Source organism: Nocardia amikacinitolerans NBRC 108937 (genome assembly GCF_001612615.1).
GTDB classification, from domain to species: Bacteria; Actinomycetota; Actinomycetes; order Mycobacteriales; family Mycobacteriaceae; genus Nocardia; species Nocardia amikacinitolerans.
Genome location: NZ_BDAU01000011.1, coordinates 12363 through 36114, shown reverse-complemented (window position 1 = coordinate 36114; position 23752 = coordinate 12363). Strand labels below are relative to the sequence as shown.

28 protein-coding genes are annotated in these 23752 nt (G+C 67.3%); 10 read left to right on the top strand and 18 right to left on the bottom strand.

Features of this window, described 5'->3' with window-relative positions:
- Positions 1-285: 285 nt before the first annotated feature.
- The gene (locus tag NAM01S_RS10455) at positions 286-1608 is read left to right on the top strand and encodes a family 1 glycosylhydrolase (RefSeq protein WP_067783110.1); all 1323 of its coding nucleotides are present in this window, start codon (positions 286-288) and stop codon (positions 1606-1608) included.
- A 72-nt stretch (positions 1609-1680) separates the two neighbouring features.
- Here the strand turns inward: NAM01S_RS10455 and NAM01S_RS10450 are convergent, their stop codons facing one another.
- Positions 1681-3168 carry an alpha/beta hydrolase gene (locus NAM01S_RS10450; protein WP_253798807.1) on the bottom strand — a complete coding sequence of 496 codons (1488 nt, stop codon included), beginning with the start codon at positions 3166-3168 and terminating at the stop codon, positions 1681-1683.
- Positions 3169-3589: 421 nt separating this feature from the next.
- On the opposite strand from NAM01S_RS10450, the gene NAM01S_RS10445 reads away from it, so the two are divergent.
- The 3 genes from NAM01S_RS10445 (at position 3590) to NAM01S_RS10435 (ending at position 7160) form a co-directional block, all read left to right on the top strand.
- Positions 3590-3994: a Fur family transcriptional regulator gene (locus tag NAM01S_RS10445; protein ID WP_174554798.1), complete on the top strand. Its 405-nt coding sequence runs from the start codon at positions 3590-3592 to the stop codon at positions 3992-3994.
- A 33-nt stretch (positions 3995-4027) separates the two neighbouring features.
- Complete coding sequence (gene katG / locus NAM01S_RS10440; protein ID WP_067783107.1) at positions 4028-6259, top strand: catalase/peroxidase HPI; 2232 nt, start codon at positions 4028-4030, stop codon at positions 6257-6259.
- Positions 6260-6335: 76 nt separating this feature from the next.
- Entirely contained in the window at positions 6336-7160 is an 825-nt protein-coding gene (locus tag NAM01S_RS10435; RefSeq protein WP_067783105.1) for a hypothetical protein, read from the top strand.
- A 16-nt stretch (positions 7161-7176) separates the two neighbouring features.
- Here the strand turns inward: NAM01S_RS10435 and NAM01S_RS10430 are convergent, their stop codons facing one another.
- Entirely contained in the window at positions 7177-7899 is a 723-nt protein-coding gene (locus tag NAM01S_RS10430; protein WP_067783882.1) for a hypothetical protein, read from the bottom strand.
- 187 nt (positions 7900-8086) lie between these two features.
- On the opposite strand from NAM01S_RS10430, the gene NAM01S_RS10425 reads away from it, so the two are divergent.
- Together NAM01S_RS10425 and NAM01S_RS10420 are read left to right on the top strand one after the other, a co-directional pair.
- Positions 8087-8584 (top strand): TetR/AcrR family transcriptional regulator, encoded by a 498-nt coding sequence (locus NAM01S_RS10425; protein ID WP_067783102.1) that lies wholly within the window; start codon positions 8087-8089, stop codon positions 8582-8584.
- 21 nt (positions 8585-8605) lie between these two features.
- Positions 8606-8959 carry a hypothetical protein gene (locus NAM01S_RS10420; RefSeq protein WP_067783099.1) on the top strand — a complete coding sequence of 118 codons (354 nt, stop codon included), beginning with the start codon at positions 8606-8608 and terminating at the stop codon, positions 8957-8959.
- A gap of 130 nt (positions 8960-9089) precedes the next feature.
- Here NAM01S_RS10420 and NAM01S_RS10415 read toward each other — a convergent pair whose 3' ends face one another.
- The 7 genes from NAM01S_RS10415 to NAM01S_RS10385 form a co-directional block, all read right to left on the bottom strand.
- Entirely contained in the window at positions 9090-9956 is an 867-nt protein-coding gene (locus NAM01S_RS10415; protein ID WP_067783096.1) for an SDR family oxidoreductase, read from the bottom strand.
- A 39-nt stretch (positions 9957-9995) separates the two neighbouring features.
- Entirely contained in the window at positions 9996-10649 is a 654-nt protein-coding gene (locus NAM01S_RS10410; RefSeq protein WP_067783095.1) for a TetR/AcrR family transcriptional regulator, read from the bottom strand.
- 155 nt (positions 10650-10804) lie between these two features.
- The gene (locus NAM01S_RS10405; RefSeq protein ID WP_067783093.1) at positions 10805-11380 is read right to left on the bottom strand and encodes a P-loop nucleotide/nucleoside kinase family protein; all 576 of its coding nucleotides are present in this window, start codon (positions 11378-11380) and stop codon (positions 10805-10807) included.
- Positions 11381-11440: 60 nt separating this feature from the next.
- Complete coding sequence (locus NAM01S_RS10400; RefSeq protein ID WP_067783092.1) at positions 11441-11677, bottom strand: hypothetical protein; 237 nt, start codon at positions 11675-11677, stop codon at positions 11441-11443.
- Entirely contained in the window at positions 11652-11864 is a 213-nt protein-coding gene (locus NAM01S_RS10395; protein WP_067783091.1) for an Rv3202a family protein, read from the bottom strand. The genes NAM01S_RS10400 and NAM01S_RS10395 overlap by 26 nt, the downstream gene beginning before the upstream one ends.
- A 272-nt stretch (positions 11865-12136) precedes the next feature.
- Entirely contained in the window at positions 12137-12421 is a 285-nt protein-coding gene (locus NAM01S_RS10390; protein WP_067783088.1) for a hypothetical protein, read from the bottom strand.
- Between the two features lie 42 nt (positions 12422-12463).
- The gene (locus tag NAM01S_RS10385) at positions 12464-12883 is read right to left on the bottom strand and encodes an Hsp20/alpha crystallin family protein (RefSeq protein ID WP_067783880.1); all 420 of its coding nucleotides are present in this window, start codon (positions 12881-12883) and stop codon (positions 12464-12466) included.
- A 149-nt stretch (positions 12884-13032) separates the two neighbouring features.
- Here NAM01S_RS10385 and NAM01S_RS10380 point away from each other — a divergent pair, with 149 nt between their 5' ends.
- Positions 13033-13350, top strand: a complete 318-nt coding sequence (locus NAM01S_RS10380; protein WP_067783085.1) for a MerR family transcriptional regulator — start codon at positions 13033-13035, stop codon at positions 13348-13350.
- A 239-nt stretch (positions 13351-13589) separates the two neighbouring features.
- Here NAM01S_RS10380 and NAM01S_RS10370 read toward each other — a convergent pair whose 3' ends face one another.
- From NAM01S_RS10370 to NAM01S_RS10360, 3 genes are all read right to left on the bottom strand, one after another.
- The gene (locus NAM01S_RS10370) at positions 13590-15617 is read right to left on the bottom strand and encodes a M13 family metallopeptidase (protein ID WP_169810833.1); all 2028 of its coding nucleotides are present in this window, start codon (positions 15615-15617) and stop codon (positions 13590-13592) included.
- A gap of 175 nt (positions 15618-15792) precedes the next feature.
- Positions 15793-16170, bottom strand: a complete 378-nt coding sequence (locus NAM01S_RS10365) for a hypothetical protein (protein WP_067783079.1) — start codon at positions 16168-16170, stop codon at positions 15793-15795.
- On the bottom strand, positions 16167-16751 hold the full coding sequence (locus tag NAM01S_RS10360; protein WP_067783075.1) for a TetR/AcrR family transcriptional regulator: 585 nt from the start codon (positions 16749-16751) through the stop codon (positions 16167-16169). The genes NAM01S_RS10365 and NAM01S_RS10360 overlap by 4 nt, the downstream gene beginning before the upstream one ends.
- 92 nt (positions 16752-16843) lie before the next feature.
- Here NAM01S_RS10360 and NAM01S_RS10355 point away from each other — a divergent pair, with 92 nt between their 5' ends.
- Together NAM01S_RS10355 and NAM01S_RS10350 are read left to right on the top strand one after the other, a co-directional pair.
- Entirely contained in the window at positions 16844-17494 is a 651-nt protein-coding gene (locus tag NAM01S_RS10355; RefSeq protein WP_067783070.1) for a response regulator, read from the top strand.
- Between the two features lie 55 nt (positions 17495-17549).
- Complete coding sequence (locus NAM01S_RS10350) at positions 17550-19301, top strand: sensor histidine kinase (protein ID WP_067783877.1); 1752 nt, start codon at positions 17550-17552, stop codon at positions 19299-19301.
- Between the two features lie 193 nt (positions 19302-19494).
- On the opposite strand, the gene NAM01S_RS10345 is transcribed toward NAM01S_RS10350, so the two are convergent.
- A complete protein-coding gene (locus NAM01S_RS10345) occupies positions 19495-20148 on the bottom strand; it encodes a PAS and ANTAR domain-containing protein (protein ID WP_067783875.1) in 654 nt (217 codons plus the stop codon).
- 207 nt (positions 20149-20355) lie between these two features.
- On the opposite strand from NAM01S_RS10345, the gene NAM01S_RS10340 reads away from it, so the two are divergent.
- Positions 20356-20661 carry a hypothetical protein gene (locus NAM01S_RS10340; protein WP_067783066.1) on the top strand — a complete coding sequence of 102 codons (306 nt, stop codon included), beginning with the start codon at positions 20356-20358 and terminating at the stop codon, positions 20659-20661.
- Positions 20662-20704: 43 nt separating this feature from the next.
- Here the strand turns inward: NAM01S_RS10340 and NAM01S_RS10335 are convergent, their stop codons facing one another.
- The 5 genes from NAM01S_RS10335 to NAM01S_RS36470 all read right to left on the bottom strand — a co-directional run bounded on the left by NAM01S_RS10335 (position 20705) and on the right by NAM01S_RS36470 (position 23686).
- On the bottom strand, positions 20705-21928 hold the full coding sequence (locus NAM01S_RS10335; RefSeq protein ID WP_067783063.1) for a globin domain-containing protein: 1224 nt from the start codon (positions 21926-21928) through the stop codon (positions 20705-20707).
- Position 21929: 1 nt separating this feature from the next.
- Entirely contained in the window at positions 21930-22400 is a 471-nt protein-coding gene (locus NAM01S_RS10330; protein ID WP_067783061.1) for an RrF2 family transcriptional regulator, read from the bottom strand.
- Positions 22401-22569: 169 nt separating this feature from the next.
- Positions 22570-22830: a hypothetical protein gene (locus NAM01S_RS10325; protein WP_067783060.1), complete on the bottom strand. Its 261-nt coding sequence runs from the start codon at positions 22828-22830 to the stop codon at positions 22570-22572.
- A 105-nt stretch (positions 22831-22935) separates the two neighbouring features.
- Entirely contained in the window at positions 22936-23211 is a 276-nt protein-coding gene (locus tag NAM01S_RS37240) for an MmyB family transcriptional regulator (protein WP_373862660.1), read from the bottom strand.
- Positions 23212-23251: 40 nt separating this feature from the next.
- Positions 23252-23686, bottom strand: a complete 435-nt coding sequence (locus NAM01S_RS36470) for a helix-turn-helix transcriptional regulator (RefSeq protein WP_253798810.1) — start codon at positions 23684-23686, stop codon at positions 23252-23254.
- Positions 23687-23752: the final 66 nt, after the last annotated feature.

Here is a 23752-nt window from a genome sequence, read left to right as displayed (position 1 = left end):
GTCCGAGCTGACCCGAAGGTGTTTTTGATCATTCTGAAGCGGCTCTCTCCCCCAACGTGGCAAATCGGGCACGACCGGTAGGCAACCGAGTCGATCTCGATAGCGTCGTGTGATTGCCATTTTCGGATTGTTGTGATCGGCCCGGTACCGCGATCAGGCGGGCGACACGGCGCGGCGCCCGTAAATCCAGCAATCCGACAGCTACGCTGACGGGCTAGCTATCCGACAGCTACAGTGACGGATCATCGGCACGACCGAGTAGTTCCGGACGGGGACAGGAGCTCCATGCGAACACGGAAGTGCGGATACGCCCTCGTCACCCTCGCCATGATCGCGACCGCGGTGCTCGCGCCGGGGGCGACTCCCTCGGCGCACGCGACCGTCGCGCCGTTCGGCGACGAGTTCCTCTGGGGAGTCGCGTCATCCGGCTTCCAGTCCGAAGGACATGCGCCGGACAGCAATTGGACCCGATACATCGACTCGGGCGAGGCCGGAGACGAGTACCAGAATTCGGTCGACTTCCTGAACCGCCATCCCTCCGATATAGATCTGGCCGCCCGGCTCGGCGTTCAGGTGTACCGGATCGGCATCGAATGGGCCCGGCTCCAGCCGGAGCCGGGAGTGTGGGACGCGTCGGCATTCCGGTTCTACGACGATGTGATCGACCGGATCGTCGCGGCCGGTATGCGACCGATGCTGACTTTGGACCACTGGGTCTACCCGGGCTGGGTGAGCGATCGCGGCGGCTGGCGCAATCCAGGGATCGTCGAGGACTGGCTGGCCAATATGCGAAAGGTGGTGGACCGCTACGCCTCTCGCAACCCGCTGTGGGTCACGTTCAACGAGCCCGCCGCCTATGTCGGCACCGAACTGCGGATCGGCGCCATCACCGTCGACGAAGCGCCCGCGATGCTGGACCGAATGGCGCAGGCCCACAACACGATCTACGACATCATCCACCACGCCGCGCCCGACGCGCAGGTCACCAGCAACCTCGGCTACGTGGCGGGCGCCGAGACCGAGGTCAACCAGCCGATGGTCGACCGCATCGCCGACAAGCTCGACTTCATCGGCGTCGACTACTATTTCGCGGTGCTGCCGGAGTCCGGTCAGTCGGTACAGGGTGGATCGAACCAGGGTCCGGCCATCTGGGAGTTGCCGATTCGCACCGAGGGCATCTACTACGCGCTGCGGCACTACGCGCGCCTGTTCCCGGACCGCCCGCTGTACGTCGTGGAGAACGGCATGCCCACCGAGAACGGCGGCCCGCGCGCCGACGGTTACACCCGCTCCGAACACCTCCGCGATACCGTCTACTGGTTGCAGCGCGCCAAGGCCGACGGTATCGACCTGATCGGCTACAACTACTGGAGCCTCACCGACAACTACGAATGGGGTTCCTACACACCGCGTTTCGGCCTCTACACCGTCGACGTTCGCACCGATCCCACGCTCGCCCGCCGACCGACGGACGCCGTCGACACCTACCGCACGATCATCCGATCCGGCGGCGTCCCGACCGGCTACCGGCCCACTCGTCCCCCTGCCGAATGCGAACTGGTCGACCCGCCGGAAAGCTGCGATCAAACGGTCGGCCTACCCGACTAGACCGCGCACTCGACCTGCCCGCGAGAGCACCGCCGCCCACGGCGAACGGCGCGCCGGTCACACCCACAGCGATCAGTCGAAGGGCGACTCGTCGACGGCGCAGACGGTGCCTTCCGGTGGGAGTTCGCCGGTGAACAGGTACTCCCGCTTGGTTCGCTCGGCACAGGTGCTCGCCACGAACATGCTGCTGTGCCCGGCGCCTTCGATCACCACCACCCGGGCCTCGGCGAGTTGGGCGGCGCCCGCGTAAGCGCCGGACAACGACGTCGCGGGGTCGAATCTGCTGTTGAGCACCAGGATCGGCGCGGCGGTGCGGCGGTTCCACGGTCCGGTGTACCGGTCGGCGTCGTGGCCTTGCCAGAACGCGCACGTGGTGTTGCCGAAGACGGCGATCCGACCGAAGTGCGGCACCCGCAGATCTTCCGATATCGCCGCGCGACTGTAGACGCCGGTGTCGGTCGGCACGACGCTGTCGGCGCACTGGATCGCGTGGTACGCCTCGGTGCGGTTGCCCAGGTAGGACTCGCCGCGCGCGACCGGAAGCACGCCAGGGACGGTGGTGCCCGCGTCGAACAACTTCTGCAACAGCGCGGCGAGGTCCGGATAGGTGGACGGCTGCGAAAGACCGGCCGCGGCATTGAGGACCGCCGCGTATGTCCAGGTCTGGCCGTCGAGCCTGATGGGCGCAAGGCGAGCCCGCTCCGCGAGCACCGTCCATTTGAGTCTCGGATCGCCGGAGGAGAACGCGCACCGCGGACCGGCCGCCGAACACTGCCGCAGGAAGGCGTCGAAGGTGGCGGCGATCGCGTCGGCCACGCCCTGCCGAGTGTCCAGCGGAACCGTCGTGCCTTGCCCGCCATGACCGTTGACGTTGCCCTCGAAGTCCATCGATCCGTCGAAGACCATCGCCCGCACCCGGCTGGGATACATGTTCGCGTAGATCGCGCCGAGCTGGGTGCCGTAGGAGATGCCGTGGTAGGTCAGCTTCGGATCGCCGACGGCGCGGCGCAACAGGTCCAGATCCCGCGCGGTGTTGGCGGTCGAGGCGTGGTTCAGTATCGGGCCCGCGTGCCGCTCGCAGCGGTCGGCGAACTCCTTGGACCAGTCGTAGAACGGCGCCTCTTCGCCAGGGACCGTTGGCATCTCGGGCATGGCGCCGAGGAAGGCCGTTTGTTCGTCCACCGTCGGGAAACAGCGGGCCGCCGCACTGCGGGCCACCGCTCGGCTGTCCCAGGAGACCACCTCGAACCGCGCGCGCAGCTCATCGGAGAACAACCACGGCCACCGCGCCCGTTCCCGCAGGCGGTTCACCCCGGACGGGCCGGGGCCGCCGAAGTTGACGAACAGGGTGCCGATGCGCCGACTCGGATCGGCGGCGGGCAGCTTGATCACCGCCAACTCGATCTGCTCTCCGTGCGGCTGGTTGTAGTCCAGCGGCACCTTCGCGGACGCGCACTGGAAGCCGTCCTGGCAGTCGGACCACCTCAGCGCCGGGGTGTCCGCCGCCTCGGACAGGCGGTCGACGTAGGAGTCGGCGACGTCCTCCGCGGACGCCGACACGGGCACACCGAGCACTCCGACCCCGACCCCGACCCCGACCGCGAGCGCGAGCACGGCACGCCGGATCCGATGAGATCTGTTGGGTCCCAAGCGTAGATCCAAGCGAAAGCCTCCTGCGCACAGCTCGACGAACCGGGCGATCTTGTCACACGCGCGGCGACGACTGCCACCGACAGAGAGCAGGGGCCCAACGGGTTCGACGAATTTCGACCCGCGCGGTGTCGATGCACGCCGATTCCGAGGTCGGCGGCTAGGGTCGAGTCGGCCCGCGAACGTGGCGGCGTTTCGCGGCCGTCGGGGAAGCGGTCCGTCCTCCGCACGGCGACGTCGGGGGACGGACCTCCCGCCAGACAAATGCTTGACTCGTTCCAGAAAAGGGACAAGACTTTCGTCCGTGCACACTGCCGAGGAATTCCAGCAGATGCTGCAGGGAGCTTCGCTCCGCGTGACCGCTCCGCGAGTCGCGGTGCTGGGCGCGGTGCACGATCACCCGCACGCCGACACGGATTCGATCATCCGCGCCGTGCGGTCGCGCCTGTCGGCGGTGTCGCACCAGGCGGTGTACGACTCGCTGCGCACGCTCACCGCGGCGGGCCTCATCCGATGCATCCAGCCGTCCGGCTCCGTGGCTCGTTACGAGTCGCGGGTCGGCGACAACCACCACCACGTCGTGTGCCGGGCGTGCGGGTCGATCGCCGATGTCGACTGCGCGATCGGCCATGCCCCTTGTCTGACCGCATCCGAGGATCACGGCTTCGCCATCGACGAGGCCGAGGTCATCTACTGGGGTCTGTGTCCCGACTGCGCCGCATCTCAACGTCCCTGATCGCAGCCCGCACCTCATTCAGGAAGGAATGTCGTGACATCAGATAGTCGTCCACCCGCTCCGGACACCGGAACTCGAAGCACGAGCGAGACCGAGAACCCGGCGATCCCCTCCCCCACGCAGAAGACCGAACATCGCCCACGCTCCAACAAAGACTGGTGGCCGGAGCAGATCGATGTCTCGGTGCTGCACGCCCACTCGTCCAAGTCCAACCCGCTCGGCGAGGACTTCGACTACGCGGAAGAGTTCAAGAAACTCGACGTCGACGCCCTCAAGGCCGATGTCGCCGCGGTCCTGACCGATTCGCAGGACTGGTGGCCCGCCGATTACGGCAACTACGGTGGCCTGTTCATCCGGATGAGCTGGCACGCGGCGGGCACCTACCGCATCGCCGACGGACGCGGCGGCGGCGGGCAGGGCGCCCAGCGCTTCGCGCCGCTCAACAGCTGGCCGGACAACGCCAACCTCGACAAGGCTCGCCGGCTGCTGTGGCCGGTGAAACAGAAGTACGGCAACAAGATCTCGTGGGCCGACCTGCTGGTGTTCGCAGGCAACGTGGCGCTCGAGTCGATGGGTTTCCAGACCTTCGGCTTCGGCTTCGGCCGTCCCGACATCTGGGAGCCGGAAGAGGTCTTCTGGGGCCCGGAGGACACCTGGCTCGGTGACGAGCGCTACAGCGGCGACCGCGAGCTGGCGAGCCCGTTCGGCGCGGTCCAGATGGGCCTGATCTACGTGAACCCGGAAGGCCCCAACGGCAGGCCCGACCCGGTGGCCGCCGCGCGCGACATCCGCGAGACGTTCGGCCGCATGGCGATGAACGACGAGGAGACCGCCGCGCTGATCGTCGGCGGGCACAGCTTCGGCAAGACCCACGGCGCGGGCGACGCGGGCCTGGTCGGCGCCGAACCCGAAGCCGCTCCGATCGAGCAGCAGGGCCTCGGCTGGAAGAGCGCCTACGGCACCGGCAAGGGCAAGGACGCCATCACCAGCGGCTTGGAGGTCGTCTGGACCGCCACCCCGACCAAGTGGGGCAACGGCTTCCTGCAGAACCTGTACGGCTACGAGTGGGAGCTCACCAAGAGCCCCGCCGGTGCGTGGCAGTGGAAGCCGAAGGACGGCGCGGGCGAAGGCGCGATCCCGGATCCGTTCGGCGGCCCCGCGCGGACCCCGACCATGCTGACCACGGACCTGTCGCTGCGCGAAGACCCGATCTACCGCGAGATCACCAGTCGCTGGTTGGAGCACCCCGAGGAACTCGCCGAGGCGTTCGCCAAGGCCTGGTACAAGCTGCTGCACCGCGACATGGGACCGATCAGCCGCTACCTCGGTCCGTGGGTCGCCGAACCGCAGCTGTGGCAGGACCCGGTGCCCGACGTCGACCACGAGCTGATCGACGAGCAGGACATCGCGGCCCTCAAGAGCGAGGTGCTCGAGTCCGGCCTTTCGGTCTCCCAGCTGGTCAAGACCGCGTGGGCGTCGGCCGCGAGCTTCCGCAGCACCGACAAGCGCGGCGGCGCCAACGGCGCCCGGATTCGGTTGGAGCCCCAGAAGAACTGGGAGGTCAACGAACCGGCCGAGCTGGCAAAGGTGCTGCCCGTGCTCGAGCAGATCCAGCAGCGCTTCAACAGCTCGGCCTCCGGCGGCAAGAAGGTCTCGCTGGCCGACTTGATCATCCTCGCCGGGTCCGCGGCGGTGGAGAAGGCGGCCAAGGACGCGGGCCACGAGGTCACGGTGCCCTTCTCACCGGGACGCACCGACGCGACGCAGGAGAACACCGACGTGGAGTCGTTCGCGGTGCTCGAACCGCGGGCCGACGGATTCCGCAACTATGTGCGGACCGGTGAGAAGGCTCCGCTGGAGCGCCTGCTGGTCGACCGGGCGTACATGCTCGATCTGACGGCTCCGGAGCTGACCGTGCTGATCGGCGGCATGCGCGCCCTCGGCGCCAACTACAACGGCACCGAGCACGGCGTCTTCACCGACCGGCCCGGCACGTTGACGAACGACTTCTTCGTCAACCTCCTCGACCAGGGCACGGAGTGGAAGGCGTCCGAGTCGGCGGAGAACGTGTACGAAGGCTCCGACCGGCGCACCGGTGAGTCCAAGTGGACCGCGACCGCCAACGACCTGATCTTCGGGTCGCATTCGGTGCTGCGTGCGATCGCCGAGGTGTACGCGCAGCAGGACTCCCAGGCGAAGTTCGTGAACGACTTCGTCGCGGCGTGGGTCAAGGTGGTCGAGAACGATCGCTTCGACCTCCGCTGAGTTGTCGTGGTGAATCCCAGGCCGACCTTTCGGGGTCGGCCTGGGATTCCTGTTTGCTCGAGCCGAAGGGACCTACTTGTCCACACCGTCGACCCAGTCGCGATCCGGTCGCGCACTCGGTGTGCTCGGCGCTCTCGCCGTGCTCCTCGCGGCCGGGTTCGTCGTCGCTCCGCGCATGCTGGCGGGGAGTTTCGAAGACGAGCGCGCTGTCCGCGATGCCTTCCGCGTGGCGTTCGTCGAGTACTGGCGTTCCGGCGATCGGGAGTTTTCCCCGGCCTTGGAAAGCGTTGTGGATTACTGGTTTCGGTACCACGTGGTCAAGGGAGTGCTCGCCGCGCTTTTGCTGATCGTGCTCGTCTGGCTCGGCGTTCTGCTGTGGCGGGTGTTCCTCCGGGCCCGCGGTTCGGGTGCGGGGAATACCGCCTTCGCGTCGGCCGCGGTGATCGTCACGGCGCTCGCGGTGTTCTCGTTGCTGGCGGTGATGGCCAATGTGCAGGGCGCGCTCGCGCCCTATGCCTCGCTGTTGCCGATGTTGACGGGCGGCGACACGGACGGTGAACTCGCCGAGACGCTCGATCAGGTCCGGCAGCGACTGGCCGAATCCTCGAGTGCGGGTGGCGAAACTCCCCCTCTGGCAATGATGATCAGCGACTTCGCGCACTATCACGTGGCGATGGTCGTGATCGCCGCGGTCGTGGCGATCGTTCTGCTCGGCCTGAATGTGGTGGCATGGAAGCGATTCGCGAGAACGACGGACGCGCGAGCGAGGCGTGTGCACGGGTCGTTCGGTGTCCTCGCGACGTTGTCGTCGCTGGCCGCGATCCTTGTCGTCGTCGCGAATACGACCACCGCGGCGGATCCGGGACCGGCGCTCGCGGCGTTGTTCGACGGCGGATGGTGAGGGCCCGGCGCCGCCGTCATGCGCCGGGGCGCGCCGCCTGATGCCGCGTCGCGTCGTACGGCTCGAAATACGTCTCGCCGACGGCGAACATGCCGCGTTGCGGCAACCAGAAATCACCCAGCTTCGCCTGCTCCGCCAGCGGCCCCGGCGGGCCGATATCGATTCCGACGATGCGCGCGCGGCCGTTCTCGACCGGCCACAGCATCCGCGGATCGGCCCGGAACCACTGCCCGTTCGGCGAAGTGCCGCTGAGCCGCACCCGCCCGACCCCTAGCGCGGGACCGGCGACGCGCGACATGAGCGCGAGAACGGCGGGCCGCTGCCGCCAGCTCGCGGGCATCATCCGGCCGAGACTCGTCATCGCCGCCGTCGCCGCGGACCGGCCGAGCTCGAGATCCCACACGATGTCGTCCCCCACCTCGACCGTGAACGCCGACGGACCCGTCCAGGTCACCGAGATGTCCACGACCCGCGCGTCTACGAGTGCCGCGCTGAAATAGCGGGCGCAGCTGGCCTCCGGGGCGACACTGCTGTAGATCACCCATTCCCCGGCCGGGTTTCGATACCAGACCGCGTCGTATCCCGCGCCGACCGAGCTGGCGGGGAAGTGCCGCAGCGCCAAATAGTGGCCGCTGGCGAAGGGCATCCCCATCACCCCGTAGCCGGAGAATCGCTCCCGGTCCGCACCCGGCGGGAGCGTGATGTCGCTTTCGGCGATCGATCGTGGGCTCTCGGTCATCGCCGCCTCCTCGTGGAGTGGGCTGGTAACGGTCATCTTACGTCCGACATTCGGCCCGATCGGCGCGCGTCCTCGACCGCGGTCCTGAGGAAAGCCCCCTGCGTTTCGGGCACCCCGAGAGATCTCCGCCCCAGTTTGGGAACAAACGTTCTTGACTGGATGTTCCCAAACTGGATAGGGTGGCGACATGGCGCGACCGAGAACATTCGATGAGGTAGCCGTCGTCGAGTCGGCGGCGAAGCTTTTCGCTCGGCGAGGGTTCGACGCCGTGTCGATCGACGACCTCGTCGGCCACCTCGGCGTGCACCGCCACAGCCTGTATCGCACCTTCGGCAGCAAGCGAGGGTTGTATCTGCGGGCGCTGCGAGCGGCGCGCAAGCAGAACCTGGTCGAGATCGCGGCTGCCGACGATCCCCTGCGAATCCTCTGTGCCGCAGTGGTTTCCGAAGGCATCGGCAGTTTGGACCTGTTGCTGATGGCGGCTATCGAGCAGGGCGCGGCGGATCAGGAAGTCGCCGCCGAGGTGACGGGCGCCTTCGCGGAACTCGATGCGGTCACCGCCGCACTTGGCGACGGAACATTGTCGACCGCGACCTTGCTGGGACTTCGGCTACGCGCCCGCGCCGGTGACGATGTGGCCCGCATCGCCGACGAGTTCACCGGACGAACACAGACCGATCGATGAATACGAACGAAGGAGAACGACATGGCAGTGATCAGCATCGACGGCGGGGATCTGGTGGTCCGCATCGAAGGCCTCGACAAGCTGTGGGCATTGAAGAGCAGCCTGGTGATCCCGCTGGCGAACGTCCGCGGCGCGACCCTCGACCCCGGAATCATCAAGGAGCGCAAAGGTATCCGCGCGCCAGGCACGCATGTTCCCGGCGTGGTCACGGCGGGAACCTTCCACATCGACGGCGAACGAGTGTTCTGGGACGTTCGCGATCCCGACAAGGCCGTGGTCATCGAACTGGCCGACGAGCGCTACGCACGGCTTGTTGTCCAGGTGGACAACCCCGCCGAGGTGGTCCGTCTGATCGAAAAGGCCTGCGCGCGTTGAGGTTTTCCCGAACCTGACGCTGCGGCTTGCGACGCCGGACGGGCTCGCCGAGGTGGTCTCCGAGCGGTTGAGGCACACGCGGAGATGACCACCTCAGCGAGGAACGCCGCCCGTCCGTAGCAAGCCCGGACTACACCGACGCCTGCATATCGGCCACGATCTTCGCGACCCGATCGCTGGCCTGTGTCGCCCAGTCCGGATGGGTGGTGACGTAGAGACGGTCGGCCTCGACCGCCGACAGGATGATCTCCGCGGCACGCGCGGCGGGCATGGCCTCGTTCGCCAGCTGGGTGATGGCCCCGAATCCCGGTGCGAGACGCTCCCATTGCTCCGGGGTGAGCGTGCCCAACCAACCTTCGGTGGGCTGCGTGGGGACGTCGCCGTCGCCGAGCAACGCTCCGATGCCGTCGGTGAGACCGCGCAGCATCTGCGTGTCGACCGGTCCCGGGCACACCACCGTGGCACCGATCCCGGGCGCGAGTACGGCCAACTCACCGTGCAGCGCCTCGGTCAGCGAGACGACAGCGTGCTTGCTCGCGGTGTAGGGGGCGTTGAGCACACCGATCGTGACGCCCGCCAGGGACGAGGTGTTGACGACGTGACCGCGCCCCGCCGCGATGAAATGCGGGACGAAGGCACGCATCCCGTTGACGACACCCTGCACGTTGACCGCCCACACGCGCTGCCAGTCGTCGGGCTCGACCTCCCAGATCGGTCCACCGGCGCCCATTCCGGCGTTGTTGAACACCAGGTCGACCCGACCGAAGCGCTCCACGGTGACGTCGGCCAGGCGCTGAACTTGTCGCGGATCGGCGACATCCGTCGGCACCGCGAGGTGGTCCGGCCCGAGCTCGTCGGCGACCTTCGCGACGGCGTCGCCATCGATGTCGGCGAGCACCACGCGAATCCCGCGGTCGCACAGCGCCTGTGCCACGGCTCGTCCGATGCCATTGGCGGCGCCGGTCACCACCGCGACCTGTCCTGGTTCCAGTTTCATCGACTCCCTTTCGGTTCTACGATCATGGACGTTCCGATGTCACTCGGTATCGCGTGCGGGTTCCGGAGCGGTCGCCCGATCGAACAACGTAACGAGTTGCGCCGCATAGAAATCGACATCGCTCACCTGCCCCTCGGCATATCGGATCGCGATGGTGTCGATGGCCGCGCGCAGCGTCACCGCCATCACATGGGCGTCGAAATCGCCGAATTCGCCCGCTGCTCGGCCCGCACGGAGGCCTTCCTCCAGCGGCGGCAACGGCGAGTCGACGCCCGCGTCGTCGAGGAACGGCTCGCCGATCGCCGCGCGGGCATTGCCGTTCAGCTCGATCAGTGCCCGCAGCACGGTCGTTCGATCTCGCATGAACTCCATGTTGGCGGTGATGTACGCCGCCAGCCGCGCCCGATGACCGGACGCGGCCGAAATCCGCGGCTGAATGTATTCCACCGCAGCCTCTTTCGCCGCGACGACGACAGCGCGCATCAGGTCTTCCTTGCCGCTGAAGTGATAGGAGATCAGCCTGGTGCTGCTCAGACCGGCATGCTTCGCGATCTTCGCGAACGACGTCTGCGCGTAACCGAACTCGGCGAGCACCTCCATCGTCGCGGCCACGATCTGCCTGCGCCGCTCCGCTGCCGCCGGGGACAGCTGTTCGGTATTGCTCGTTACTCGCACAAGTAAGAAGTTACTCATCCAAGTAACACCACGCAAGAGGGCTGGGCGCTCGAGGCCGCAGTTCGTCGCCACCTTCCGGGCCGACGTGCCACGCGCCGACATACCAGCAGCCGGTGTACGAGACGGCTCGTCGGGTATCTGAGCTCGACTTCGCGCGCCCCCACTTCGGGCACTCAGGCGTCGAGCGTATCGCCGGGATTGGGTTGGGTCGCGAAGCGCGACAGGGCCACGAGGCCGGGCTGATAGCCGTGGGTGGTGTCCACGGTCAGGGTGGGTAGCTCGTCGATCGCCGGGTCGAAAGCCTCTTCGGAGGCCGTGTCGGGATCGATCCCGTCCATGAGCTCGTCGCTTCGGGCGCGACGGTGGGGGTTGGTCGCGATGCGCTGGGTGATGCGCCCGTGGACGATCGAGGTCGGCGCGGTGCAGCGCAGAATGCGGATCTCGGCGAACTCGGTGAGTGCCTCGAGGTGCGGATGCCACAGCTTGCCCGGCAGCGCGGCTTCGGCGACGAGGGTGACTCCCGCCCGGGCCAGTGCGGCGATGACGTCGAAGAACGCGTCGAGGGCGGGGCGCTCGAAGGCTTCGCCGACGCCCGCCGTCCTGGTCGGCGAGTTGGTCAGGACCATGCCCTGGGTGATCTCGTCGTGGACGATCGCCGGGCAGCCGATCTCGCGTGCGAGGCTGTGGGCAAGGGTCGTTTTCCCGGTGCCTGGACGACCGGTCACCACGGTCAGGGCTGGCGAGGCCATACCCCATTGTCCCCTACTCGCCGGAGTCAGCACACGGCCAGCAACCAGCGTCGAAGGGAGCTATCTCGACGCGCCGGCACCCGGGGTGCTCACCGGGCATCCTGGGCCAGGTCGATCGGTCGGGCGTGGTTCGCGCAGCACGGACGCGAGGATCGCGCAGCCGACGGTGACGGTCAGCGGGAGCAGGGTGATCGGTGGAGCGGCGAGCAGGGAGAGCCCGGTGAGCAGGGCGACGGTGCCGCATCGGCACTCGAGGGATTCGGTGTCGGCGTCAGGCGAGGCGATAGTCGTCGTCATCGGGTAGCGGGGTGATGAAGGCTTGTTCGATTCGGTCGGTGGTGTCGGCGGCGTCGAAGGCGGCGCGGACGCGTTCGGCCAACGGGTGCAGCGCGCGGGTGTCCAGGCCGGTGTGGCGGTCGGCGTCGTGGACGAGGGTGCGTTGCTCGGCGTAGTCGGCGTCGTCGCGGGCGGGGATCGTGGTCATGGCCAACCTCCTTACGTCGTGCACTGGTCACTCGGATGCAGATGGGGCGGGCCCTGGGTAATCGCTCCGGACCCGCCCCGGTGAAGGAAGACGTGACTTGCGAGAGGTTGATCCGCGGCGCGGCGGTGTCGTGCGTTCCGGCGTTGCCACAATGGCGATGCGCGAATGTTCGCGTGCTACGCGGTATTCGAACGCGCCTGGTTGCCGGACGGTCGACGGCATCGCCGCCGCGGGCCGCATCATGTCTATGACATCACCTCACTTCCACCTGTTCACCAACCCGTGTGTTCGGTCCGGTGCGGAGGGCCGCGTTGGGTCGCGCGCACCCTCGGCGGCGCCCGTCCTGTCAATCTCGGTGTCCGCCAACCCGAATCGACGTCGGCCGGTGGGCGGGGTGCTCGGGTGCGAAGCCGCACCCACTCCGAAACCAGCTCGGGGGCAAGGGCTTCGCACAGGATCTCATCGACCTCGGCGAACAACGGCTCGAGGTCGGGATCCAGCGCCAGCAGCCGCGCATCGATCCGGTCGCGAACACCGAAACCATCGGTGCCGATCATGACCAATACACCTCCGACACAACCCAGTCGAAGCCGGTGGGGTCAGGCGTCGATCACCTTGTGGCCGTCGCCGTGGGCGATCTCGATCCGGCGCGGCTTGGCCGCCTCGGCGACCGGGATCGTCAACCGCAGCACCCCATCGGTGTAATCGGCGCGGATGCGATCGACATCGAGGGTCTCACCCAGGAACAACTGACGGCTGAACACACCACGCGAGCGTTCCGCGGCGATCATCTCCCGATCCCCCGCCAACTCCGGACGCACCGCCCGCACCGTGACCACGTTGCGTTCGACGTCCAGATCCAGCGAATCGGGATCCATCCCCGGCAGATCGAACTCGACAACGAACCGATCGCCCTCACGCCAGGCGTCCATCGGCATCGCCGCGGGATGAGCCGCTGTGCCGAACACCTGCTGCGCGAGACGGTCCAGATCCCGGAACGGATCGGTACGCATCAGCATGATCGTCACCTCCAACCAACCGTCAACTCGATAGTCGAACACCGGATAATCTATGCCATCCAGTACAGATTTCTTATAGCACTATAAACAGCCACACGCAAGGGGATACCATAGAAAACCTAGAGCAACAGCAGTACCGAGGAGCAGAGTTGGATCGCCAACAACACCAACAGCCGGACCCGGCACGCGCGGTATACGCGATATCGGTAGCCGCCGACCTGGCCGGCATCGGCATACAAACCCTGCGCCTCTACGAACGACACGGCCTGATCACCCCCGCCCGCAGCGACGGCGGCACCCGCCGCTACAGCGGCAACGACCTCACCCGCCTACACCGCATCACCACACTCGCCGCCCAAGGCATCAACCTCGCAGGCATCGCCCGCATCCTCGACCTCGAAGACGCCAACGCCCAACTCCACGCCGACAACCACCGCCTACGAACAGGCAACCAACGCCAACGCTGACCCAGGGGATCGATCCCAGAGGGGCGTGCCGCGGCGGCTGCTGACGACCTCGGCCACGACGGTGTGGATCCGCACGATGCGGGGCTCGAACAGTCGCTGCACGAAACGGAATCACCGACGACGATCACGCCGAGCGCTGGTGATGCCCACCGACGCCGACAACGCCCCTCGCAAATCGGTTGCGTACGAGGAGGAGTGCGAGAACTAGTAGATCTGCGTCACTATGTGGATCCCTTGTCTCACATGGTGACTCGCTTGCCGGGCTCCAGATACATGCGGTCGGCGGGCTGGACATCGAACGCGATGTAGAACTCCGGCATGTTGCGCGCCACCTGGTTGACGCGGAATTCGGCGGGTGAGTGCGGGTCGAGGCCGAGCATCATGGCCTGGTATTCCGGGCTCGCGCAGTACCGCCACATGCGCGCGTAGGCCTGGAAGAGCGGGCGGTAGTCCGGATTCGTCACGCCACGACGCTGTTCGGCCAATCGGTAGGCCGCCAATGCCGTTGTCAGTCCGCGCAGGTCGGCGAGGTTCTCGGTGACGGTGAGTGCGCCGTCGACGTGCTGGTCGGGGCTCATGCCTTCCGGTACCAGCGGGTCGTACTGGTCAACGACCAGTTGGGCCTTGGCCTCGAAGGCGGCCTTGTCCTCCGGTGTCCACCAGTCCCGTAGAACGCCGTTCGCGTCGTATTTGGAGCCGCCGGTGTCGAAACCGTGGCCCATCTCGTGGGCGATCACCATGCCGATACCGCCGTAGTTGACCGCCGCGTCGGCATCCGGGTCGAAGAACGGCGGTTGCAGAATGGCCGCGGGCAGGCAGATGTGGTTGAGCTCCCAGCTGTAGCTGGCGTTCACGTCGGCGGGCGTCATGAAATCCCACTCGCCGCGATCCACGGGTCGCTCCAATTTTCGTAACTGCCACTGGAATTCGAAGCGGTCGGCGGCGCGCAACGCGGCGACGAAGTCGCCTCCCGGAATGGCCAGCCCCGTATAGTCGCGGCCGCGTGATGGCGCGCCGACCATCGCAACCACCTTGTCCACCTTGGCCACCGCGGTCTGCCGAGTCGCCTCGGACATCCACGAAGCCTCACCCAGCGCAGTCCGGTAGGCGCGCAAGAGATCTGAGACCAGCTCGTCGGCAAGCTTCTTGGACTCGGCCGGGAAATGGCGCGCGGCATAGGCGCGACCGAGCGCGTCCCCGAGTCGCTCCCGGACCACCCGCACCGCCGTGCGCCACCGCTCAGGCGGCTGCTGGGTTCCCTGCAACGTCCGGTCGTTCCAATCGAAGTGGGCCTCGGCGAACGCGGTAGACAGCGCCGGTGCGTAACGGGAGATCACTCTCAGCCGCAGATAGTCCCGCCACACGGCGATGTCCGTCTCGGCCCACAGCCGGGCGGCAACGGGCAGGTATCCGGGCTGGTCGACCACCACCGTCTCGAATCGCTCGGGCCGGTCGGTCACACCCGCGAGCCACGAGTCCCAGTCGAATCCCGGTGCCAGCTCACGCAATCCACTCCACGGGTACGGGTTGTACGACGACATGGCTTCGATGACGAGCGTGAGATCCACATGCCCACCGGCGATTCCGTTCTCCAGCTCGTAGATCCGCGTGGCGAGCCCGGTCGGCTCCGGTAGGCCCGCGGCACGCCCGATGCGCTCGAGGTAGGTGCGGTATGCGGCCTGCTGATCGGCGTATCGCGTGTCGCGATAGAAGGAACCGTCCGGCATTCCGAGGCCCGATTGTGACAGGTAGACCCGGTGCCGGGTCGGGTCCTTGCGATCGGGCTGCACCCGCACTCCGATCAGCCCCGGCACGCCGAGCGCGGTGAGGCGACCCATCACCCTCGCGAGCTCGGGTTTACCGGCGGCGGTGTCGATCTCGGCGAGCACATCCGCCAGTGGGGTGATCCCCGCCCGCTCCCGCGCGGCGGTATCGAGACAGGCGGTGTAGACAGCGTGCAGACGCTGTTCATCGGTGTCCGCGGCGGCTCCCGACATGCCCTCGAGCATCTCGCGGAGCCGCTCCTCGGTGCGATCGGTGAGCTCGTCGAACACCCCGTAGCTGGGCTTGTCCGCCGGTAGCCGGAATTCCCGCAGCCACGCCCCGTTGACATGGCGGTACAGGTCGTCCTGTGGCCGGACCGCAGCGTCCACCCCGGACAGATCCGGTCCGGACGACCGCTTCGGGACGCCGGCCGAGGAACAGGAGGCGATCGACACCAGCACCGGCACCGCCGCGGCGACAGCGAGGAACCGCCGCCGATCCAACCGATGTCGCCGAGATGACCCCGAATTATTCTCGTGCCCAATCATATTCGTGATGCTAGGCGCCGATCGACGCTTCCGGATCGGGCTGCCGGATGACCGTCGCTAAACCTCGCGGTGGACTCCACCCTGACCCCACCCCGAGGCGAGGCTGCTTCGAAGTGTCGGGCGGCGGCATTCACACGGCACCTGCCAAGGCCAGCACCGCGATCGGAGCCAACAGCATCCACTGCGGAAGGCGCAGCAATCGCCGAGGTCCCGGCAGCGCGGTCGCGACGACCACGAAAACCACCGTGTAAGCGGCGAAATGGAGAGCGGTCAGCAGCGCGACCAGCTCGGTGCCCGTCGGCTCGGCAACCGCCAGCGCGACGAGGGTGAGCGCGCTGAGCACGAGATCGACACTGACCCAATGCCATACGACGTGCAGTGTCCGCTTCGGGACGTCCGGTAGCGCGCTGTCGAGCAACGGCCGCACCGGATCTATGTGTCCGGCGACCACATGCACCCCCGCCACGGCGGCCGCGGCGACGCCCGCGCTCAGCAACCAACCGTTCATCTCGCACCGATCCCGGCGGTCACGATGCGACCGAGCCGGTCGACCAACGTCTCGGTCACCGGCTCGCCCAGCAGACCGAGGTGAAAGAACACCGCACCGGCCAACGTGTCGAGCACCAACTCCACATCGACCTCGCCATCGAGTTCCCCACGGCCCCTGGCGCGGTCGAAGATCTCCACCATGCGCGCCTTGGCAGGAGCCAGGAACGCGGTGCGTACCCGCGAACGCAGCTGTGGGTCGGCGGCGAAATCGGCCAGCAGCCCCGGCAGGGCCGCGACCGCGGCCGGTGTGCTGAACTCCGCGATCAACGCCGCGGTCACGGCCGTGACATCGCCGCCCAACGTCCCGGTGTCGGGCACCGGACCCGTGTCCACGGTGGTGAACAGCGCCTCGTAGACCAGTTCCGGTTTGCCAGACCAGCGGCGGTAGATCGCGTCCTTACCGACTCCGGCGCGCGAGGCGATCGCGGTGACCGAGGCCGCCGCGTAACCGGCTTCGATCACCAGCCCTTCGGCGGCATCGAGGATGGCCCGGTGGGTGCGCTGGTCGCGGGGCCGCCCGGCGGGTGTCTGCGTGCTCATACAGATACCTTACGGGTCTACCCGTTTGGTAATCAATGGCAGGACCGAGCCGGTGGTTTCGTAAGCTGGGACTACGGAAAGGGGTCGAGACGATGGTTCGGGTTTTTCTGGTCGACGACCACGCGATCGTGCGCCGCGGTGTGAGTGATCTGATCGAGGCCGAGACTGATCTGGAGGTGGTCGGCGAGGCGGGCAGCGTCGAGCAGGCGATGGCGCGCATCCCGGCGGCGCGTCCGGAGGTCGTGGTGCTGGATGTGCGCCTGCCCGACGGGAACGGCATCGAGTTGTGCCGGGAATTGTTGTCCCGGCATGCCGATCTGCGGTGTTTGATCCTGACCTCGTTCACCGACGAGCAGGCCATGCTGGACGCGATCCTGGCCGGCGCCAGCGGTTACGTCGTCAAGGACATCGGCACCACCGATCTCGTCGACGCCATCCGCGCCATCGGGGCGGGCAAATCGCTGTTGGACAACCGGGCCGCGGCGGCGTTGATGGCCAAGCTCCGCGCCGAAGCCGAAGCCGAGTCCGGACCGATGGCCACCCTGACCGAGCAGGAACGCACGCTGCTCGCGCTGCTGGGTGAGGGGCTGACCAATCGGCAGATCGCCGCGCGCATGTATCTGGCCGAGAAGACGGTCAAGAACTACGTGTCCAGGCTGCTGACCAAACTCGGCGTCGAACGCAGAACCCAAGCGGCGGTCCTGGCCTCGAAACTGAACCCGCAGCCCAAAACCGGCTTCTAGACCGCCGAAGCCCGCTCGAGACCAGGTCCATCTCGGGAGTGCCACAATGACCGGTATGCACGGTCGATCGCCCGACTCCGACCCCGGTGACCCTCCCCCGGTCATCGGCACCCTTGCGCAGTCTCGGCTGCGGGAACTGCTGGGCGAGGTCCAGGACCGCATCGCGGAGATCGTCGGTGTGCGCGACCAGATGGACCGGCTCATCGAGGCGATGCTCGTCGTCACCGCGGGCCTGGACCTGGACAACACGCTGCGCTCGATCGTGCACACCGCCATCGAGTTGGTCGACGCCCGCTACGGCGCCCTCGGCGTCCGCGAGACCGACACCAACTCCCACCGGCTCTCGGAGTTCGTCTACGAAGGTATCGATGACCGCACCCGCGTACTGATCGGTGATCTGCCGCGCGGCCACGGCGTGCTGGGGTTGTTGTTCGAACAGCCCAAGCCGATTCGGTTGGCGGACATGTCCACTCACCCGTCCTCGGTGGGTTTTCCCGCTCACCATCCGCCGATGAGAACCTTCCTCGGCGTCCCGGTCCAGGTCCGCGACGAGATCTTCGGCAACCTGTATCTCACCGAAAAAGCCGGGGGCCAAGAGTTCACGGAGGACGACGAGGTCGTCGTCCAAGCATTGGCCGCCGCGGCGGGCATCGCGATCGCCAATGCCCGCCTCTACGAACAGTCCCGCACCCGCCAGCAGTGGCTGCAAGCCACCCAGGATGTCGCCACCATCGTGCTGGCCGGTGGGGAACCCGCCGAAGTCCTCGAATTGATCACCGCACGCGCCCTGACGCTGACCCAGTCGGCCTGCGCTTTCCTCGCCCTGCCCGAGGACCCGGACACACCCGCCGCCGAAGTCGACGAACTCGTTGTGGTCTCCGCGGCGGGCGCCGATGCCGAACAGATCGTCCACACGCGAATACCAGTGCACGGTTCCCGCGTCGGAGCCGTCTTCCGCGACGAACCGACAATCACCGCCGAACCGAGTTCGGCGCCGGGGCTGGATCCGGCGAAATACGGTGCGCCCGTTGTCGCTCCGCTGCGAGCGGGTCAGTCGGTCATCGGCGTGCTGACCACGGTGCGGCCTGCCGAGATGCCCGCACTCGACGCGGCCGGACATTCGATGATGAGCGGCTTCGCCGACCAAGCGGCGCTGGCGTTGGAGCTGGCCAACACCCAACGCCGGATGCGTGAACTCGACGTGGTCTCCGAACGCGACCGCATCGCCCGCGACCTGCACGATCACGTCATTCAGCGGCTCTTCGCCGTCGGACTTTCCTTGCAAGGCACCGTGGCTCGCGCCCGCACCCCCGAGGTCAAAGCTCGCCTCACCGACACCATCAACGACGTCCAGACCATCGTCCAAGACATCCGCCACTCCATCTTCGACCTGCACTCCAGCACCGCCGCCGAAGCACCGGTTCTGCGCAAACGCCTGCACGCCGTGGTCGCGGAAATGACCGCAGACACCGACCTGCGCACCTCCATCCGCCTCGCCGGACCGGTATCCGTCCTCAGTCCCGCCATGTTCGACGACCTCGAAGCAGTGCTGCGCGAAGCACTCAGCAACGTGGTCCGCCACGCGGGTGCCACCACCGTCTCGGTCAAACTCACCATCGCCGACGACGTCACCCTCGAAATCACCGACAACGGCATCGGCCTACCCGAACAACCCACCCGCCGTAGCGGACTGGCCAACATGGCCGCACGCACCCGCGAAGGCGGCAGCTTCACCGCCGAAAAGGATTCCGCCGGAGGAACTGTCATTCGCTGGTCGGTGCCGCTGCCTGCCGTGTCGACCAACTGAGCCGTACGCTCTCCGGTATCTCTTCCGAAAGGGCGGGCGGATCGGCGCGGGTTTGCTACGAATATGGGTGCGGCGCTTCCGCTCACCGTTCAGCCAGCGGTCAGCGGGTGGGCGCCGCTCGGATACGGCGGCATCGCCGGGGGCGGTCAAACAGTCGGCCCCGCCCGACGATGCCGCGCCGGAAACATCCGTGTCAGGGACGTTCGTGCACGGTGAGCAGCAAGTGATCGAACCGGGTGCGGGTGCTCACCGAACCGCCGCCGAAATCGCGCAGCGCGCTCACCAGTTTCTCGGCGATCGTGCGCAGCTTGGTGTTGGTCTCCTGTGAGCGCCAGGCCAGCACGTTGAACGCCTGCTCGGCGCTGATCCCATACACCAGCATCAGCGCGCCCTTGGCCTGTTCGATCACCGCCCTGGCCTCCACCAGCTCCGGCAGCGCCTCGTTGAGGACCGCGCGCCGGGTCTGGTCCACGCTGTCGGTGACGTCGACGTAGAAGCCCGCGGTGCCGACCAGCGCGCCGGTGTGATCACGCAACTGGTCGCCGACCACCAGGACGTGGTGCTCGATCCCGGTGGTGTCGATGATCCGGTGACGACTACAGAACGGCTGACCGGTCTGCACCACCGTGACGAGGGTGTCGGCGACCTCGGCCCGGTCGTCGGGATGCTTGTGCGCCAACAGCAACTCGGTGGTCGGGACGACGCTGCCCGGTGCGTACCCGTGCAGGGCGGCGACCTCGTCGGACCATTCCCAGCGTTGGTCGGCGAACCAGAAGCGGAAGCTCCCGGCTAGGGGCGGCTGATCGGGGCTGGTGTCCAGCGCGCGCAGCCCGGCTGTTTCTGTCACCCAGAAAGTATCGCTGTCGCCTGCCGCGAGCGGGTGGATCGGGCCGAACGTGGTGGTTCGAGATGATTCCTCGCCGGCTTCCGCTCCCCCGACCACCCGGACGAGGCCTACATCAATTCGTCGGCGTGGCCCCGCACCTGCGCGGCGGCGGACTGGCTGTGCGCGGGGCCGCCAACGCGCGCGGTCCCAATCGGCTTGACTGTCACTATGACGGACAAGTGGAAGCGATCGACGGGTTCGACCGTGCGCGCCACCACCCTGCTCGGATTCCTGTGCGGGCTCGTGGCGGTGGCGGTGTTCGCCTTGTGGTGGCAGGTCGGGCCGAACTCGGTCAGCTGCTACTACGCGAGCTACGAACCGGGTGACGACTCGAGGTACGGCGAGATGGCCGCGAAGATGTGGCCGACCCGCTGGCTGTGGATCGGCCTGCTCGCGGCCCCGACCGTCGCCGGTGGTCTGTTCGGCTTCCTCGGCACGCGACTCGGTCTGCGCCTGGAACGGCGGGCGCGGTAGTCGGCGACGCTCCGCCGGTCCAGGGCGCGGAACCGGGTGCGGGCTAGGCTGGGGTGGCCGCCCAGCTGTCGGGGCCGAAGACCTCGTAGTGAATGTGGTCGGCCGCTACGCCCTTGCCCAGCAGTGCCTCTCGCATGCCGAGCATGAAAGGCAGTGGCCCGCAAAGGTATACGTGGGTTCCTTCGGCGATGGTGATCTCGCCGAGGTCGGCGCGGCCTTCGCGGAGTCCGTTCTCGGGGCGGCGGGCACCGAGATCCTCATACCAGCGGTGCATGACCGCGAACGGCAGGCGGTCGACCAGTTCAGCCAACTCGGCGCGATGAGCATGGCTGGCGGGTGCGCGATCGGCGTGGATGACCGAGATCGAACGCGAGTCGGCGGTGTCGGCGAGGTGGCTGAGCATGCCCATCATCGGGGTGCATCCGATGCCGGCGGAGATCAGCAGCAGCGGCGCGTCGTCGTCTTGCAGGACCAGATCACCGAACGGGGTGGTCACGTCGAGAACGTCGCCCTCGAAGACGTTGCGGTACAAGAAATTCGACACCTCTCCGGCCGGGGCGACCGAACCGTCGGGCAAGGTGTGGGCATCGACCCGCTTGACGGTGATGCGCCAATCCCCGCTCGACGGCGCCGAGGACAGGCTGTACTGGCGGATCTGGCGGGCGCCGTCGGCCAGGTGCACACCCACCGACAGGTACTGCCCCGGCGCGAACGACGGCAACGCAGCACCGTCGAGAGAGGTCAGCACGAACGAGACCGCATCCGCCGATTCCTGGCGACGCTCCCGCACCCGCACCTGCCGCCACACATCACCGTCGCCCACACCCGCGGCCCGATAGAGCCCGGCCTCCATCGCGATCAACGTCTCGGCCATCAGCCAATACAGCTCGTCCCACGCCGCGGCGACCTCGGCGGTCACCGCGTCACCGAGAACCTCCACGATGGCCTCGAACAGGTAGGTGTGCACGATCTGATACTGGGCGGGCTGAATCCCCAAGGAGGCGTGCTTGTTCGCGATCCGCGACAGGATCAGATCCACCCGCGCCTGATCGGGTTCCAGCTGCAACGCGGCGAACGCGGCGATGGCACCGGCGAGCGCCTTCTGCTGACCGCCCTGCTTCTGGTTGCCGCGGTTGAACAGATCACGCTCGAGTTCGGGATGGGCGGCGAACATCTTGCGATAGAACAACGTCGTGATGTCGCCGATCGCGGCACCCACCGCGGGCAGGGTCGCGCGGATGGTCTCCTTCGCGGCAGCCGAGAGCATGTCATTCTCCATTCGTCGTTGAAAGGGGGAAGTCGGTGCCCGCCCTGGGCAGGGCGAGAAGTACTGTGCGCGTGGGCGTTCGGGTCAGATCCTCGATGGTGATCGTGTCCAGAGACTCGAAGAAGGCCTCCTGGGCGCGACGCAACGCCGAACGCAGCAGACACCCCGACCGCAGCGGACACGGAGTGGCCCCGTCGCATTCGACCACCTCGGCCTCGCCCTCGAGGCGCCGCACCAACCAGCCGACCGAGGCCGTGCGGCCGAGTTCGGTGATCGCCAGACCGCCGCTGCGCCCGCGGCGCGCGTCGACGACGCCGAGTTCGCCGAGCCGGGTGATCACTTTCGCCACGTGGGCGTAGGACACCGCCAGCTCGTCGGCGATCTCTCGGCTACCGGGACGATCACCGTCGCCGACCACGGCGAGCCGCATGACGACTCGAAGTCCGAGGTCGGTGAACCGGGTGAGTTGCATGCCCCGAACCTACGATAATTCTCATCCCGGATACCAATTTTGTGAGCGGGATAACCTGCCGGTCAGGCAGCGAATCGTCGCCGCGGGGCCGGCAGCGCTATGGCATTCGCCGGGCTCGCGCGTGCGGGCGGCGAATCGAGCGACCGCCCGCGGCTCCGATCACCGAGGATCAGGTGCGTACCACCAGCATCTGCTCCGACTCCGCCGGTCGCAGCCCGTCGGTGTGGTCGGCGAAGTAGCGGCGAATCAGTTCCTCGTGCGAAATGTGTTCGGCAACAGCGAAACCCGACTCCTCCGCCAGCGCAACGACTTCGTCGGGACGGAAGAAGCTGACGAACGGAGTACCCGAGGCGCGGGCGCCCCGCTCGGCGAACCGGCGCATCTGCTGCTCCTCGGCGCCGATGGCTTCGAGTGGCAGCATGAACGTCATGGCCAGCGTTGATCCCGGCGCTAGTGTCGAGAGCTGTTGCAGGGTAGCGATATTCGTCTCGTGTGCGTCTCCAGGAACACGGCTTCGATGCCTTCGGTCTTCATGTCAATCTTTTCCCGGCGGTGTCTTCGAGTGGGAGTCATCGAGGTATACGGAGGTCGGGACCGCCGAGCGCTGCGGCGCGGGCACCAGCAGGGCGTCGCAGTCGAGGGTGAGGGTTCCAAGTTCGGGGTGTGCGATGGTTTTGCTGAGGCTGCGCAACCGTCCGGAGCGCCCCGCTCGCCACAGCTCGTCGAATCGTGCGCTGCCGGAACGAAGTTCGTCGTCAGATGGGCGAGACCCGGGTCTTTCGGGTACCTGGCCTGCACCGTGCGCAGACAGCCGACGCAGTCGACGGCATTCGCAGCTTCCTCTTCCGGCGTCATACCACTGGGCCGAGACCAGTGCCGAGAAAGCGCTGCCACATGATGTTGCGCTGGGCGGGCGGACGCGTGGAGAAGTCGCCGAAGAGCGCTGCTGCCAGCGAATTCCAAGCCAAGACATCGGATTTGGCGGACAATACGAGGGCTGGCAGGTCCGCCATGCGGTCCAGTAGACGCAGGACGCTGGGCCGGATCAGCATGGGAATGCGCCCGGCCTGCGGTGGTTCGGATCCGGCGAGCCGGAAGATCAGATCGCGGTCGGGCTCGCTCAATCGCAGCGCCCGAGACAGTGCGCCGAGCACCTGATCGGACGGTTTGGGGCCACGCCCCTGCTCGAGCCTGACGATGTAGTCGACGCTGAGGCCGGCCAGCTGAGCGACTTCCTCGCGCCGCAACCCCGGAACCTGCCTGGAGCGTCTCGTGAACGTCGTCACCGAGATCGCCCCGGGGATCCGATTCTGTTTCAACACCTCCCCAGAGACCACCGTCGACGCTCTGCG